The sequence below is a fragment of the Klebsiella sp. CN_Kp113 genome, from assembly GCF_040064585.1.
Classification (GTDB): Bacteria; Pseudomonadota; Gammaproteobacteria; order Enterobacterales; family Enterobacteriaceae; genus Klebsiella; species Klebsiella michiganensis.
Map to the genome: position 1 here is coordinate 22,591 of NZ_JBEAID010000013.1, position 13,794 is coordinate 36,384.

Annotated in this window: 12 protein-coding genes and 1 tRNA gene; 5 read left to right on the forward strand and 8 right to left on the reverse strand. The window is 56.3% G+C overall.

Annotated features, from left to right (window positions below; translation table 11 throughout):
- Positions 1 to 71 precede the first annotated feature (71 nt).
- Positions 72 to 1,715: a multidrug ABC transporter permease/ATP-binding protein gene (locus ABLV30_RS06640; protein ID WP_025106712.1), complete on the forward strand. Its 1,644-nt coding sequence runs from the start codon at positions 72 to 74 to the stop codon at positions 1,713 to 1,715.
- 168 nt (positions 1,716 to 1,883) lie between these two features.
- Complete coding sequence (gene mgtE, locus ABLV30_RS06645; protein WP_014230209.1) at positions 1,884 to 3,320, forward strand: magnesium transporter; 1,437 nt, start codon at positions 1,884 to 1,886, stop codon at positions 3,318 to 3,320.
- Here mgtE and ABLV30_RS06650 read toward each other — a convergent pair.
- Complete coding sequence (locus ABLV30_RS06650; protein WP_049101612.1) at positions 3,283 to 4,530, reverse strand: SulP family inorganic anion transporter; 1,248 nt, start codon at positions 4,528 to 4,530, stop codon at positions 3,283 to 3,285. The two genes, mgtE and ABLV30_RS06650, sit on opposite strands and share 38 nt — an antisense overlap.
- Before the next feature lie 279 nt (positions 4,531 to 4,809).
- Here ABLV30_RS06650 and mqo point away from each other — a divergent pair, with 279 nt between their 5' ends.
- The gene (mqo, locus tag ABLV30_RS06655) at positions 4,810 to 6,444 is read left to right on the forward strand and encodes a malate dehydrogenase (quinone) (RefSeq protein WP_025106713.1); all 1,635 of its coding nucleotides are present in this window, start codon (positions 4,810 to 4,812) and stop codon (positions 6,442 to 6,444) included.
- Between the two features lie 44 nt (positions 6,445 to 6,488).
- Here mqo and eco read toward each other — a convergent pair whose 3' ends face one another.
- From eco to ABLV30_RS06680, 5 genes are all read right to left on the reverse strand, one after another.
- Positions 6,489 to 6,980 carry a serine protease inhibitor ecotin gene (gene eco, locus ABLV30_RS06660; RefSeq protein WP_014230206.1) on the reverse strand — a complete coding sequence of 164 codons (492 nt, stop codon included), beginning with the start codon at positions 6,978 to 6,980 and terminating at the stop codon, positions 6,489 to 6,491.
- 272 nt (positions 6,981 to 7,252) lie between these two features.
- A complete protein-coding gene (locus tag ABLV30_RS06665; protein ID WP_047723204.1) occupies positions 7,253 to 8,359 on the reverse strand; it encodes an AI-2E family transporter in 1,107 nt (368 codons plus the stop codon).
- Between the two features lie 178 nt (positions 8,360 to 8,537).
- Positions 8,538 to 8,614: transfer RNA gene (locus tag ABLV30_RS06670), tRNA-Pro, on the reverse strand.
- A 77-nt stretch (positions 8,615 to 8,691) separates the two neighbouring features.
- Positions 8,692 to 10,452 (reverse strand): LPS biosynthesis-modulating metalloenzyme YejM, encoded by a 1,761-nt coding sequence (gene yejM, locus ABLV30_RS06675; RefSeq protein ID WP_265801562.1) that lies wholly within the window; start codon positions 10,450 to 10,452, stop codon positions 8,692 to 8,694.
- A 19-nt stretch (positions 10,453 to 10,471) separates the two neighbouring features.
- Complete coding sequence (locus ABLV30_RS06680) at positions 10,472 to 10,699, reverse strand: YejL family protein (RefSeq protein WP_004133900.1); 228 nt, start codon at positions 10,697 to 10,699, stop codon at positions 10,472 to 10,474.
- A 178-nt stretch (positions 10,700 to 10,877) separates the two neighbouring features.
- Here ABLV30_RS06680 and yejK point away from each other — a divergent pair, with 178 nt between their 5' ends.
- Positions 10,878 to 11,885: a nucleoid-associated protein YejK gene (gene yejK / locus ABLV30_RS06685; protein WP_004122954.1), complete on the forward strand. Its 1,008-nt coding sequence runs from the start codon at positions 10,878 to 10,880 to the stop codon at positions 11,883 to 11,885.
- A gap of 49 nt (positions 11,886 to 11,934) precedes the next feature.
- Here the strand turns inward: yejK and ABLV30_RS06690 are convergent, their stop codons facing one another.
- Positions 11,935 to 12,693: a DeoR/GlpR family DNA-binding transcription regulator gene (locus ABLV30_RS06690; protein ID WP_009653992.1), complete on the reverse strand. Its 759-nt coding sequence runs from the start codon at positions 12,691 to 12,693 to the stop codon at positions 11,935 to 11,937.
- Between the two features lie 80 nt (positions 12,694 to 12,773).
- Here ABLV30_RS06690 and ABLV30_RS06695 point away from each other — a divergent pair, with 80 nt between their 5' ends.
- Positions 12,774 to 13,367: an NUDIX domain-containing protein gene (locus ABLV30_RS06695; protein ID WP_265801564.1), complete on the forward strand. Its 594-nt coding sequence runs from the start codon at positions 12,774 to 12,776 to the stop codon at positions 13,365 to 13,367.
- A gap of 61 nt (positions 13,368 to 13,428) precedes the next feature.
- Here the strand turns inward: ABLV30_RS06695 and rplY are convergent, their stop codons facing one another.
- On the reverse strand, positions 13,429 to 13,713 hold the full coding sequence (gene rplY, locus ABLV30_RS06700) for a 50S ribosomal protein L25 (protein WP_004103955.1): 285 nt from the start codon (positions 13,711 to 13,713) through the stop codon (positions 13,429 to 13,431).
- Between the last annotated feature and the right edge of the window lie 81 nt (positions 13,714 to 13,794).

Below are 13,794 nucleotides of genomic sequence, written 5' to 3' on the forward strand. Positions count from 1 at the left end.
AGAATTATTCTTGCTGTCATCGTCGAGCAGTTTAAACTGCTGGCTGTTTTTGCTTGCCCGGATTACGCGTTATGGAACTTCTTCTTCTTGTCTGGCGCCAGTATCGCTGGCCGTTTATCTCCGTCATTGCCCTGAGCCTGCTGAGCGCGGCGCTGGGTATTGGGCTTATCGCCTTCATTAACCTGCGCCTGATAACCCTTGTCGATACCTCCCTGACGGTCCTGCCGGAGTTTCTCGGGCTGCTATTGCTGTTGATGGCGGTCACCCTCGGCTCGCAGCTGGCGCTGACCACGCTCGGCCACCATTTCGTTTACCGCCTGCGCGGCGAATTTATTAAGCGCATTCTGGATACGCAAATCGAGAAGATCGAGAAAATCGGCAGCGCGTCGCTGCTGGCCGGGCTAACCAGCGATATCCGCAATATCACCATTGCCTTCGTACGCCTGCCGGAGCTGGTGCAGGGGATTATTCTGACCTTTGGCTCCGCCGCTTATCTGGCCTGGCTGTCAGGAAAAATGATGCTGGTTACCGCCCTGTGGCTGGCGTTGACCATCTGGGGCGGATTTATGCTGGTATCGCGGGTTTATAAGCATATGGCGTCGCTGCGCGAAAGCGAAGATAAGCTGTATCACGACTACCAGACGGTGCTCGAAGGTCGCAAAGAGCTCACTCTCAACCGCGAGCGCGCCGAATATGTGTTTAATCAGCTCTATCTGCCGGATGCGCGAGAATACCGGCACCATATTGTTCGCGCCGATACCTTTCATCTGAGCGCGGTCAACTGGTCGAATATTATGATGCTGGGCGCGATTGGCCTGGTCTTCTGGATGGCCAACAGCCTGGGCTGGGCCGATACGGCGGTGGCGGCGACCTACTCGTTGACCCTATTATTCCTGCGCACGCCGCTGCTCTCGGCAGTAGGCGCGCTGCCCACTCTGCTCAGCGCGCAGGTGGCATTCAACAAGCTAAATAAGTTTTCGCTCGCACCGTACCGCGCTGAGTTCCCGCAGCCGCAGGCGCATCCCCACTGGCAGACGCTCGAGCTGCGCGACATCACCTTCCATTATCCTGACAACAGCTTTGCGGTCGGGCCGATCAACATGACCCTCAAGCGCGGCGAACTGGTCTTTCTCATCGGCGGTAACGGTAGCGGGAAATCGACGCTGGCTATGCTGTTGACCGGTTTGTACCAGCCCCTTTCCGGGCAGATCCTGGTCGACGGGCAGCCGATGGCGGCGGATAAGCCGGAAGATTATCGCAAGCTGTTCTCGGCGGTGTTTACCGACGTCTGGCTGTTTGACAGACTGCTGGGGCCGGAAGGGAAGGCGGCTGACCCGGCGCTGGTGGAGAAGTGGCTGGGTTATCTGCAGATGAACCATAAGCTACGGCTCGACGATGGCAAAATCCTCGACCTGAAGCTGTCAAAAGGGCAGAAAAAGCGCGTGGCGCTGCTGCTGGCGTTAGCGGAAGATAGAGATATCATCATGCTGGATGAATGGGCGGCGGATCAGGACCCCCATTTCCGCCGTGAGTTCTATCAGGTGCTGCTGCCGCTGATGAAGGAGATGGGTAAAACCCTCTTTGCTATAAGCCATGACGATCACTACTTTCAGCACGCCGACAGGCTGCTGGAAATGCGCGGCGGCCAGCTGTCTGAGCTGACCGGAAATGAGCGCGAGCTGGCGACCCGCGACGCGGTCGCCCGTACCGCCTGATCGCTTTACGCCGTCCCGGAGGCGCCAGCCGACCTCCGGGCTTCCCGCAGGCTGCTGTTTTTTCCGTCGACTGAATTCATAGCGGTTATTATTTCCGCCTCCTCGCGCTATGCTTAAGGCTTCCGGCCTGCTGGTCTGACAGATATTTTTACAAGGATTGCCTGACCGATGTCCGTTTTGCATAAAAAAAGCGCCAGATTGCGTGACGAAGAGCGCGCCCGCCTCATTTGGCTCCTGAGCACCGATAAAGCCGTCACATCCTCGCTGCTGGGTAAATTAACCCTCGCTGAACGTTACGATGACAGCACGCTTGCCGACGATCTGGCGGAAGTGGAGATGCTGGTTTCCCACCTGCCGCCTCCGGACCTTGCCGATGCGCTCGAAGCGCTGCCTTACGATGCGCGCAACGCGCTCTGGCGGCTGGTCGCTGACGATAAGCGCGGTGAAGTGCTGCTGGAGGCATCGGAAAGCGTCTGGGGCGACCTCATCGAGGAGATGAGCGATCACGACCTGCTGTTCGCGCTGCAAAATCTCGATATTGATGAACAGGTCTACCTGCTGCAGCACCTGCCGCGCGATCTGACCGGACGTTTGCTGGCCACGCTGCCCGCGGATAAGCGCGCGCGTATCCGCCAGATGATGCGCTACGCCGACAATACCGTCGGCGCGATCATGGAGTTCGAGGTCATTACCGTTCGTCCGGAAGCCACTCTCGCGGCGGTACAGCGCTATCTGCGGCGACTAGGGAAAATGCCGGAGAACACCGACAAACTGTTTGTGACCACCCGCAATAAGCTGCTGCTCGGCGAACTCGAGCTGCAAACCATTCTGCTCAACGATGCGCAGAAGCGGGTGGGGGAAGTGATGGAAGGCGATCCGGTGACCTTCCAGCCGCACGAGGACGCGGAAAAAGTCGCGCGTACCTTTGAACGTGATGACTTACTCAGCGCGGCGGTGATTGATGCCGACGGCAAGCTGATGGGGCGTTTAACCATCGATGAGATCGTTGACGTGGTCTACGAGGAGACGGATAACGATCTACGCCGGATGGGCGGCCTGAGCAACGATGACGATGTGTTTGCCCCGGTGAGCAAAGCGGTGAAGACCCGCTGGGCCTGGCTGGCGGTCAATCTGTGCACCGCCTTTATCGCCTCCCGCGTTATCGATGGTTTCGAGCACACCATTTCCCAACTGGTGGCGCTGGCCTCGCTGATGCCGATTGTCGCCGGAATCGGCGGTAACACCGGCAACCAGACGATCACCATGATCGTGCGGGCGATGGCGTTACAGCATATTCAGCCGGGAAGCTTTTCGTTCCTGATCCTGCGTGAGATGGGCGTCGCGCTGATCAATGGGATCGTCTGGGGCGGGATTATGGGGGCGATCACCTGGTGGCTGTACGACGATCCGCAGCTGGGCGGCGTAATGACGCTGGCGATGATGCTCAACCTGTTGATGGCGGCGATGATGGGGGTGATTATCCCGATGGTGATGGTCAAGCTGGGACGCGACCCGGCGGTCGGCTCCAGCGTGATGATTACCGCTATTACCGACACCGGGGGATTCTTTATTTTTCTTGGGCTGGCGACGCTTTTTTTGATGTAGCCTGCGCTTGAGTGCGCAGACGGCGAGGGATCAGGGCCATTGAGAGCAGGCCTGCCAGAACGCCGATTGCCAGATTGCTGGTGCCGACGGTCGCGCCGACGGTCACCAGCATCACCAGCGTTTCCGGCCACGGATTGCGCGCCAGCTCCGCCGGACGAATGCTGTGCCAGCTAAAGGTTTTTACCGCCACTATCACCATCACGCCGGCGAGCACGGCCATCGGGATTCTCGCCATCACTTCGCTTAACGCGGTTACCAGCAATAGCAGTACCAGGCCTGCGGCAACGGTCGAGACGCGGCTGCGCGCTTTGCCCATTTCAACGTTAACGATGGTCTGACCGATCATCGCACACCCGGCGATGCCGCCGTAAAACCCGGCGAGAATGTTGGCGACGCCCAGACCGGCGCTCTCGCGCGCCTTACTGGAAGGAGTGTGGGTCAAATCATCGACCAGCTTCGCCGTCAGAAGCGACTCCATCAGGCCGACAAAAGCGATGCTCAGCGCGCAGGGCCAGATGATGCGCAGCGTGGTTAAGTCGAGGGGCACCATCAGGCTGGTTAACCCCGGCAGTCCGCCGCTCATGGAGCCCTCATCGCCAACGGTCGGCAGCAGCTGGCCGCTGAAAACGGTAAACAGCGTCAGCAGAACGATAGCAATCAGCGGAGAAGGGATCGCTTTAATAAAGCGCGGCGCCCACAGGACAATCAGCAGCGTCAATACGAACAGACCGATAATCAGCGGCTGCTTGCTCCAGAAATGGGGTACCTGAGCAAAAAAGATGAGAATACCCAGCGCGTTAACAAAACCGGTCATCACCGGCTGTGGGATAAAGCGCATCAGGCGCGCCATGCCGCATAGGCCAAACAAAATTTGAATAACGCCTGCCAGAACGACCGCCGGCAGAATGTAGCCGACGCCGTATTGGTGCACCATGGGCCCGATAACCAGCGCCACCGAGCCGGCGGCCGCGGTGACCATCGCCGGCCGACCGCCGAGGACCGACATCGCCAGGCACAATACCACGGAGGCAATCAGGCTAACTTTCGGGTCAACGCCAGCGATGACGGAGAAGGAGATGACTTCGGGGATCAGGGCCAGCGCGGTGAGCACGCCTGCCAGCGTTTCACGCGTCAGCAGCGCGGGCGAGCGCAGTATCTGGCCTAATGCGCCAGCGTGACCAGAGGTAGCGGAATCGGAAACTGGGGGCATAAAAAAAGTTCGCAGAATTTAAAAAATTTTGGCCAGGAACGGTCGCTGCTTACGTGCGGTCGGTCACAAAACCGAGGATAATAGCGCGGATGCATCGCTGACACCAGTACAAAATGTGATTTGTGATACACATTTATTAAACATTTTTATAACAGATCTCAAAACTCAACTTAAAATTTAAACAATATTTAAATTTTTTTTCTTCAGTGTTACCTTTGAAGCCGAGAATCGTTTCACCTGCGCTAAATAAAAAAGCGAGTAAAGTAAGGCTCAAATCCGATGAAGAAAAAGATGGCCGTACCCAGCTCACAGGCGGTTGGTTCCAATAACACTCGGACCAACACCCGCCATGAGCAAGAGACGGATGTATTGTTGATTGGCGGCGGCATCATGAGCGCCACGTTGGGAACCTGGCTGCAGGAACTGGAGCCGGACTGGTCTATTACCATGGTCGAGCAGATGTCCAGCGTCGCGGAAGAGAGCTCGAACGGATGGAACAACGCGGGCACCGGCCACGCGGCGCTGATGGAATTGAACTATACGCCGCAAACCGCTAACGGTATCAATATCGATAAAGCGGTTGATATCAACGAATCTTTCCAGATTTCTCGTCAGTTTTGGGCCCACCAGGTGACCCGCGGCATTCTGAAAAAGCCTAAATCCTTTATTAACAGCGTGCCGCACATGAGCTTCGTGTGGGGCGAAGACAACGTGAACTTCCTGCGCGCCCGCTATGCGGCGTTACAACAAAGCGAGCTGTTCCGCGGTATCCGCTACTCTGAAGATCATCAACAAATTAAAGAGTGGGCTCCGCTGGTGATGGAAGGGCGCGATCCGCAGCAGAAGGTGGCCGCGACCCGCTCGGAAGTCGGCACCGACGTGAACTACGGTGAAATTACCCGTCAGCTGATCGCCGGACTGCAAACCCATGATAATTTCTCGCTTCAGCTGGGTACCGTGGTCCGTCGCTTTAAGCGCAACGCCGACAAAAGCTGGAGCGTAACGCTGGCGGATGCAAACAATCGCCACCAGAAACGGGTTATCAGGGCTAAATTTATCTTTATTGGCGCCGGCGGCGCCGCGCTGACCCTGCTGCAGGAAACCGGTATTCCGCAGGCGAAGGAGTACGCGGGCTTTCCGGTCGGCGGTCAGTTCCTGGTTTGTGAGAACCCGGAAGTGGTGACTCACCATCTGGCTAAAGTCTACGGCCAGGCGGAAGTGGGCGCGCCGCCGATGTCGGTTCCGCACATCGACACCCGTATTATCGACGGCAAACGCGTGGTGCTATTTGGGCCGTTCGCGACCTTCTCAACCCGCTTCCTGAAAAACGGTTCGCTTTGGGATCTGCTGGCCTCCACCAACACGTCGAATATCATGCCGATGCTCAACGTCGGGCTGGATAACTTCGATCTGGTAAAATACCTGATTAGCCAGGTGCTGCAAAAGGACAAAGATCGTCACGCGGCGCTGTGCGAGTACTATCCGGAAGCGCGCAAAGAAGACTGGCGCTTATGGCAGGCCGGCCAGCGCGTGCAGATTATCAAGCGCGACGCGAAGAAAGGCGGCGTTCTGCGCCTGGGAACCGAAGTTGTCAGCGATGATGAAGGCACGGTAGCCGCGCTGTTGGGCGCCTCGCCGGGTGCTTCCACCGCGGCGCCAATCATGCTGCAGCTGATGGAGAAAGTGTTCAAAGAGAAGATCAACTCAGCGGAGTGGCAGGCGAAACTGAAAGCGATTATCCCGAGCTACGGTACGCGTCTGGATGGCAACGCAGCGGAAATTGAAAAGGCGCTGGCGTGGACCAGCGAAGTACTGGAACTGCGCTATGAGCCGCTTACCGAGGCTGATAACGTTCCGCAGGCGACGCTGAAGCCTCTGCCGGAAGGGAAACCTATCGCTGACATCGCGCTGTAAGCGCTTCTCCGGCGGCGCAGGCCGCCGGATTCACTCTTCAGGCATTAACGCTCAACCGCTACGCCGATGGTTTCGTCCGCTCTCCAGATACGATATTTCACGTCGATATTCGCCGGGGTATAAACCACGATGGGCAGCTTGCTGTTATAGCGCAGCATGCCCGCATCGCCCAGGCCTGCCATCACAAACTGCTTCTCTTTTTTACCATCCGGGCAGGCCATCATGGTTGAGACGGGTGACGTCACTTTATCAAATACGTAGTAGTCGTAGCCCCAGCCTTCCAGGGTTTTGCTTTCCAGCTGGCCGCCAAGGCGGTGGCGATTGCAGTCGACTTCCAGCGTCTGGCCAATCATCAGCTCGACTTTCAATGCGGATTCATCCTGCTGCTGCGGCAGCTGAATCACCTGACGCTTCATCCCTTGTTCCGCCTTTGGAAACGGGGCGATCTTCTCCAGCGGCTGCTCAGCTGCAGCGGCGCTGGTGGACATGCAGGCAACGGCCAGCAGGGAGGCAGCAAACGTAGTGATTTTTTTCACGTGGGTAATCCTTTTTTATCAATCATAAACAGCATAATGTTAGCATTTGTTACGTTGATGGGCAGTGGCGTTTACCAAAATTTTCACAGATACCAGTTATAAATTCTGCTTATTGGCGCAGGAGTAGGGGATTTCATCGCGGTTGAGCAAGGGGCATCCCCCCTGACCTCGCTGCCCCCGCGATGTTTTACTAATTACAGAGCCGCTAAGGTGCCGGTCATTACCTGACAGGAATGCCGCTCTATGCCTGTAAAGTTGTGCAATGCCGCTCGCTACTCCTCGTGATTTTTACCCTCTTCTAAGAAATCCTCATCAAGTTCATCGATGTTTCCGGCGTGATCGCGTCCGGACAGCAGGTTCCAGCAGGCGATAAACAGGGCGGCGATCAGCGGGCCGATAACAAAGCCGTTGATGCCGTAGATTTCCATTCCGCCGATCGTGGTGATCAGGATCAGGTAGTCCGGCATTTTGGTATCTTTACCCACCAGTAAAGGTCGCAGAATGTTATCAACCAGGCCTACGATGATTACAAAGAAACCGACGATAAACGCGCCCTGCCAGAGCTGACCGGTCGCGAAGAGATAGATCGCCGCAGGAACCCAGATAATCGCCGAGCCCACCGCCGGGATCAGCGACAGAAACGCCATCAGCGCGCCCCACAGGATGCTGCCATCAATGCCCACGATCCAGAACGCCAGCCCACCAAGCGCGCCCTGGGCGAGCGCGACCGCCACGGTGCCTTTGACCGTCGCCCTGGCGACGGCGGCAAATTTGGCGAAAAGATGCTGCTTCACGTGATTTGATAGCGGCAGGGATTCCAGAATCAGCCTGACCAGGTATGGACCATCTTTTAGCAGGAAAAACAGCAGATAAAGCATGATGCCGAAGCTGATGGTAAAACCGAACGTGCCTTTACCAATCAGGAATGCGCTCCCGGCAAGGTACTGGCCTCCTTTAAGCGCAACGTCCGAAAGCTGCCGCTGAATCTGTTCCGCGCTATCAAGATTATGCTCTGAGAGGAAGCTCCTTGCCCATTCCGGCAGGTGAGCAAACAGGCTGGCTACCACGGTCGGGAACTGGGTGTCGTTATGCTGTAGTTTGGTGTAAACCACGTTGAGCTCGAAGGCCAGCGACGAGAGGATGATCGCCAGTGGGGTAAACACGATCAGACAGATAATCACTATCGTCAGAAACGCCGCCAGGCCGTTACGCTCGCCGATCCGATCGCGCAGTTTGTTCTTCACCGGGTGGAAGATCACCGCCAGAATGGCCGCCCATAAAATGGCTGAATAATAGGGGGAGAGAACGTCGAAAAAAGCAAGGGTGACGATCAGCACGATCAGGATGAAAAATCCTTTCGTAAGTCCATTAACTCTCATGTAAATCCTTCAGAAAAATGACGTGTACAGTCAAATAATAGAAGTTTTTCCGGGATTTACAATTAGAGTCGCGGTAGCGTTTCGCTTAGAACAGGGTGGAAATATGACATTAAAAAACCCGCAAACTCTGTGAGAGTGCGGGTTCTTAAGGGGTTACCGATTTAATCGGTGAATAATTTGGTCGGCACGAGAGGATTTGAACCTCCGACCCCCGACACCCCATGACGGTGCGCTACCAGGCTGCGCTACGTGCCGATTCGTGGGGAACAATATTACCCGTTCCCCAAGCGAATGCAAGCCGGGAAATGACTGATTGATTTATAAATAATCAATCAGTTAGCGATAAAGCGTTTTTCATCGGTCAGCACCTGCAGCAGCAAGCTGAGCTGCGGTTTTTGATCGTTAATTTTCTCGCCGTCGCTGTTCCACGTTCTGTAAGTGCCGTTGTGATTAAGTACAACCGTGAATTTCGGCGTGGTTATGGCCAGCGTATCGCTATTGGCCGCAGTGACCCAGGCACGACGGCGGGCGGCGCTAAACAGATCCTCACCTTGCGAATACTCGTTGGCCGGGGTAGAGACGTGGAGCAAACGCTGCATCAGCGTCGTCATCACGTCTTTATTATCGGTCAGCGTCGCGATCTCCTGAGCCGGCGTGCCCGGCCAATGGATCACTAAGGGAACCTGCAGCTGCTCGCGCGACCAGCCAAACTGCTCATGCTGCGGGTTCAGCGGCATTCCACGGCCTGCGGTCACGATAACCACCGTGTTATCCAGCTTGCCTGCTTCCCGCAGCGCGTTCAGCACGCGGCCAATTTGCGTATCGACCGCGCCCGCGGCGTTACCGTAGCGGCGGACGAAGTTTTGCTGCTGCCCGTCGTCAAAGGTAGTGCCGTTGAGCGAAACCCACGAGAACCAGCGGTTTTCATCCTGGGCGTAGCGGTCCAGCCAGTTAATCCACTGGTTTGCCGTCTGCTCGTCGCTTTGCGCTTTCGCGACGGGCAGTGAGAAATCGGACAGCAGCGCCTGACGGTAGAGCGGGCTGCTAAAGCCATCTGATGAGAACAGGCCCAGCTGATAACCCTGCTGATTCAGCGACGTAATCAGCGCCGCGGGGATACGCGCAGACAGAACGCCGTCCATATAGCTCGGTGAAATACCGTAGAACAGGCCAAACATGCCGCTGTCAGCGGTGTTGCCGGAGCTCATGTGCTGGGTAAAGTTCACGTTGTCTTTCGCGAACCCGGCCAGCGCCGGCATGTTTTTCTCAAAGCGCGAATAATTAAGGTTATCAACGGTAATCAGCAGCACGTTATAACCGGTACCGAGATCGCGATAACGCAGATCGCTCAGCGGATATTGCACCGAGACGGCTTCCGGCGCGCCTTGTTCCACCAGACGGCGCTGGTAGTCCTGCGCGTCGAGCAGGCCATGTTTTTCCAGGAAACGGCGCGCCGTCATCGGATAGGAGAGCGGCAGGTTGGCCCGCTGCATGGTGATCGGACGATAGAAGTTGGCATCCGCCCAGATATAGACCAGATGGCTACTGATAAAGGAGATAAAGAAGAACCAGGCAACGGGTCGGGCGTAGTGGCGGCGACGCGTCAGGCTGCGCAGCTTCTGCCAGCTCCAGGTCGCGAAGAGCATTTCCAGCAGGAAAATGATCGGTACGCTGATAAACATCAGCTGCCAGTCGCGCGCCATCTCGTTCTGGTCGGGGTTGATAACCATTTCCCAGACAAAGGGATTAAGATGCAGGTGGAAACGGGTGAAAACCTCGCTGTCGATTAGCAGCAGCGTCATGCCCACGGTCGCCAGAATAACCGAGATAAAGCGCATTAAGCGCTGAGAGACGACGATAAAAGTCAGCGGGAAAAGAATCAGCACGTAGCTGGTAAAGACCAGGAAGCTGAAGTGACCAACGAGGCTGACGTACGAAAAGAGGCGTCCGGCAAGCGTCGTTGGCCAGTCGGCGACAAACAGATAGCGACTGCCGAGCACCATAGCCAACAACATGTTGAAAAGGGCGAACCAGTGCCCCCAGCTGACCATCTGGGAGACTTTTTCTCGGTAGGGCTGACGAAGAGTCACCATATACTGTTGTTCGTTATCCTTAGTGCGCTGGATCGTCGTTGATAGATGACTGCAGCGCCTGGGCAAAAGAACGGGCGATGGCCTGACGCTGCGCCGGCGCGACGCTACTGTTGATCAGGTTAGTCACCATATTGCCCAGAACCATCAGTGAAAGGTCAACGGGCGCTTTATGTGTTTCCAGAACGCTCGTCAGCTCGCTGAGCAGCTGTTCGACGTGTTCATCGCTATAGCGGGATAATTGCGGCATAAACTCAAAATCTGTTTGTTCGTGAAAGGGCAACATATTACCGTAGCAGCAGCTTTTTTTCCGCATTTTTTCGCCACGACGCAAAAGCGCGCGGCTTCGCTCGCAAAGAGTCACGCGGCGGTTGCGTCGTTGCCCCCGCGGTGGTTGAATACCGCCCGGTCTAAAAGGAGAGTTTAACATGAGTCTGGATATCGACCAGATTGCCCTGCATCAGTTAATCAAACGTGATGAACAAAATCTGGAGCTGGTGCTGCGCGAATCGTTGCTGGAGCCGACGGCGACGGTTGTCGAGATGATGGCCGAACTGCATCGTGTCTATAGCGCAAAAAATAAAGCCTACGGCCTGTTTAATGAAGAGAGCGAACTGGCGCAGGCGCTGCGCGGGCAGCGTAAGGGCGAAGAAGCGTTCCTGCCGTTTAGCCGCGCCGCTACCGGGCGCCTGCGCGACGAACTGGCAAAATATCCCTTTGCAGAAGGCGGTATTGTGCTGTTTTGCCAGTATCGTTATCTGGCGGTGGAATATCTGATGGTGGCGGTGCTGAACAACCTAAGCAGCATGCGCGTCAACGAAGAGCTGGATATCAGCTCCACCCATTATCTGGACATCAATCACGCGGATATCGTCGCGCGTATTGATTTAACCGAGTGGGAAACCAACCCGGAGTCAACGCGCTATCTGACCTTCCTGAAGGGGCGGGTAGGGCGCAAGGTGGCGGATTTCTTTATGGATTTCCTCGGCGCCAGCGAAGGGCTGAACGCCAAAGCGCAGAACCGCGGCCTGCTGCAGGCGCTGGATGATTTCGCCGCCGATGCGCAGCTGGATAAATCTGAACGTCAAAACGTGCGCCAGCAGGTATACAGCTACTGCAACGAGCAGCTGCAGGCCGGTGAGGAAATCGAGCTGGAGTCGCTGTCGAAAGAGCTGGCGGGCGTCAGCGAGAAGACCTTTCAGGAATTTACCGCCGAACAAGGCTACGAGCTGGAAGAGAGCTTCCCGGCGGATCGCAGCACGCTGCGTCAGTTAACCAAGTTTGCCGGCAGCGGCGGCGGGTTAACCATTAATTTTGACGCTATGCTGCTGGGCGAGCGGGTGTTCTGGGATCCGGCTACGGATACTCTAACCATTAAAGGCACGCCGCCGAACCTGCGCGATCAGCTACAGCGCCGTACTTCTGGCGGAAATTAATGCGCAAAATCCCGACGTCGAGTCGGGATTTTTTTTGCCTGAACCCGTATTACAGGGCGTAGAGGATTTCTACCCCCGCCAGGGTTAGCTGCTGTCGCAGCGCCTCGTCCAGGGTCGTATCCACGATCAGCGTACTGGCTGCCCCCAGCTCGCCGATGGCAAAGGCCGACGCGGAGTTAAGCTTTTCTTGTGACGCCATCACCACCGTTTCGGCAGCCCGCGCCGCCAGCGCGCGTTTAATGCCCGCTTCTTCATAGTCACCGGTGGTGAATCCCGCCCGGGGGTGAACGCCGGTGACGCCCATAAAAAACAGATCGGCGTTGATACGGGAAATACTCTCGAGGGCCGCAGACCCGACGCTGACGACGGAATGCTTAAACAACCGGCCGCCGATCAAAATCACCTCGATGAGCGGTTTTTCCACCAGCGCGACGGCAATCCCCGGGCTATGGGTGACCACGGTACACGCGAGGTTATCCGGCAGCAGGCGCATCATCTCCCCGGTGGTGGTGCCGCCGTCGACAATCACCACCTGACCGGGCTGAATGAGCTCAACCGCGCGCTGGGCAATGCTCTGCTTTGAGGCGATTTGCACGTTCTTTCTTGTTTCAATAGGCGCGATGGCTTCGGAAACCGGCAGCGCGCCGCCGTGGACGCGCTGCAGCTTGCCTTCCGCGGCCAGCTCCCGCAGATCCCGGCGAATGGAGTCTTCTGATACGCTAAAGCGCTGGCTGAGATCCCCGGACATCACCTGTTTTTCCTCGGCGAGGATCTGCAAAATCTGCTGTTTTCTCTGGCTGGCGAGCATCAAAATACCTTCATGAGTGATCTTGTTTGTGCACGATTATGCATGTTATGTTGCTCGCTGTCACCTAAAAGGGGAAAAACATGCACGCTGACGCACCGCGCGTTCGCCATATCCGCGAAACGCTTTTATCGGATAACTGGTACACGCTCAAGAAATATACTTTTGAACTATTGCGCCGGGACGGACGCTGGCAGGAGCAGAGCCGGGAAGCTTACGACCGCGGCAACGGCGCGGTGATCCTGCTCTACAATCGTGAAAAGCAAACGGTAGTGCTGGTTCGCCAGTTTCGCTTTCCGGTGTGGATTAACGGTCATGATGGCTTTTTGATCGAAGCTGCCGCCGGACTGCTGGATAACGCTTCTCCGGAGGCGCGCATCGTTGCCGAAGCCGAAGAGGAGACCGGTTTTCGCGTCACGCGCATAGAGCCGGTATTCACCACTTACATGAGCCCCGGTTCGGTGACGGAGAAGCTTTACTTTTTCATTGCCGAATACTCTGCCGACGATCGGCGCGGCGACGGTGGCGGCCTGGCGACGGAAGGGGAAGATATCGAGGTGCTGGAGTGGCCGCTGGAAAAAGCGCTGCAGGCTATTCGCGAAGGGGAAATCGTCGATGCGAAAACGATTATGCTGTTGCAGCATCTGGCGCTGAACAGGTCAACGCTACTCGGCTGATAAACAAAACGCCCCGAACCTTGCGGAGCGGGGCGCTTGCCATACAACTTTCAGTCGGCGATTAAGCGCGAACGAAGTCGATGTGGGACAGCTTCGGCTTGAACGGGTGACGCTGAACAGCCTGAGCTTTAACTTTCTCTTCTTTGCCATCAACAACGATGGTCAGAACTTCGTTGTAGAACTCTGCATTGGTCTGCATGTTCCACACTTTGTCGTGATCCAGTTCGATTGCTACTGGCGCAGCTTCGCCGCCATAGATGATGGCCGGGAATTTGTTAGCTGCACGCAGGCGGCGGCTCGCACCCTTACCCTGCTCTTTACGTACTTCTGCGTTGATAGTAAACATTGATGTCTCTCTATATATAAATCCTGCTACAGGCGACCCAGCAGCAGGCAGATTATCTGCTTTGCGAATGCAAAAGCGGGC

Excerpts from the sequence above, each read along its gene's own strand:
- ABLV30_RS06640 (WP_025106712.1), top strand. The coding sequence starts at position 72 with ATGGAACTTCTTCTTCTTGTCTGGCGCCAGTATCGCTGGCCGTTTATC.
- mgtE (WP_014230209.1), top strand. The coding sequence starts at position 1,884 with ATGTCCGTTTTGCATAAAAAAAGCGCCAGATTGCGTGACGAAGAGCGC.
- ABLV30_RS06650 (WP_049101612.1), bottom strand. The coding sequence starts at position 4,530 with ATGCCCCCAGTTTCCGATTCCGCTACCTCTGGTCACGCTGGCGCATTA.
- mqo (WP_025106713.1), top strand. The coding sequence starts at position 4,810 with ATGAAGAAAAAGATGGCCGTACCCAGCTCACAGGCGGTTGGTTCCAAT.
- ABLV30_RS06665 (WP_047723204.1), bottom strand. The coding sequence starts at position 8,359 with ATGAGAGTTAATGGACTTACGAAAGGATTTTTCATCCTGATCGTGCTG.
- yejM (WP_265801562.1), bottom strand. The coding sequence starts at position 10,452 with ATGGTGACTCTTCGTCAGCCCTACCGAGAAAAAGTCTCCCAGATGGTC.
- ABLV30_RS06680 (WP_004133900.1), bottom strand. The coding sequence starts at position 10,699 with ATGCCGCAATTATCCCGCTATAGCGATGAACACGTCGAACAGCTGCTC.
- yejK (WP_004122954.1), top strand. The coding sequence starts at position 10,878 with ATGAGTCTGGATATCGACCAGATTGCCCTGCATCAGTTAATCAAACGT.
- ABLV30_RS06690 (WP_009653992.1), bottom strand. The coding sequence starts at position 12,693 with ATGCTCGCCAGCCAGAGAAAACAGCAGATTTTGCAGATCCTCGCCGAG.
- ABLV30_RS06695 (WP_265801564.1), top strand. The coding sequence starts at position 12,774 with ATGCACGCTGACGCACCGCGCGTTCGCCATATCCGCGAAACGCTTTTA.
- rplY (WP_004103955.1), bottom strand. The coding sequence starts at position 13,713 with ATGTTTACTATCAACGCAGAAGTACGTAAAGAGCAGGGTAAGGGTGCG.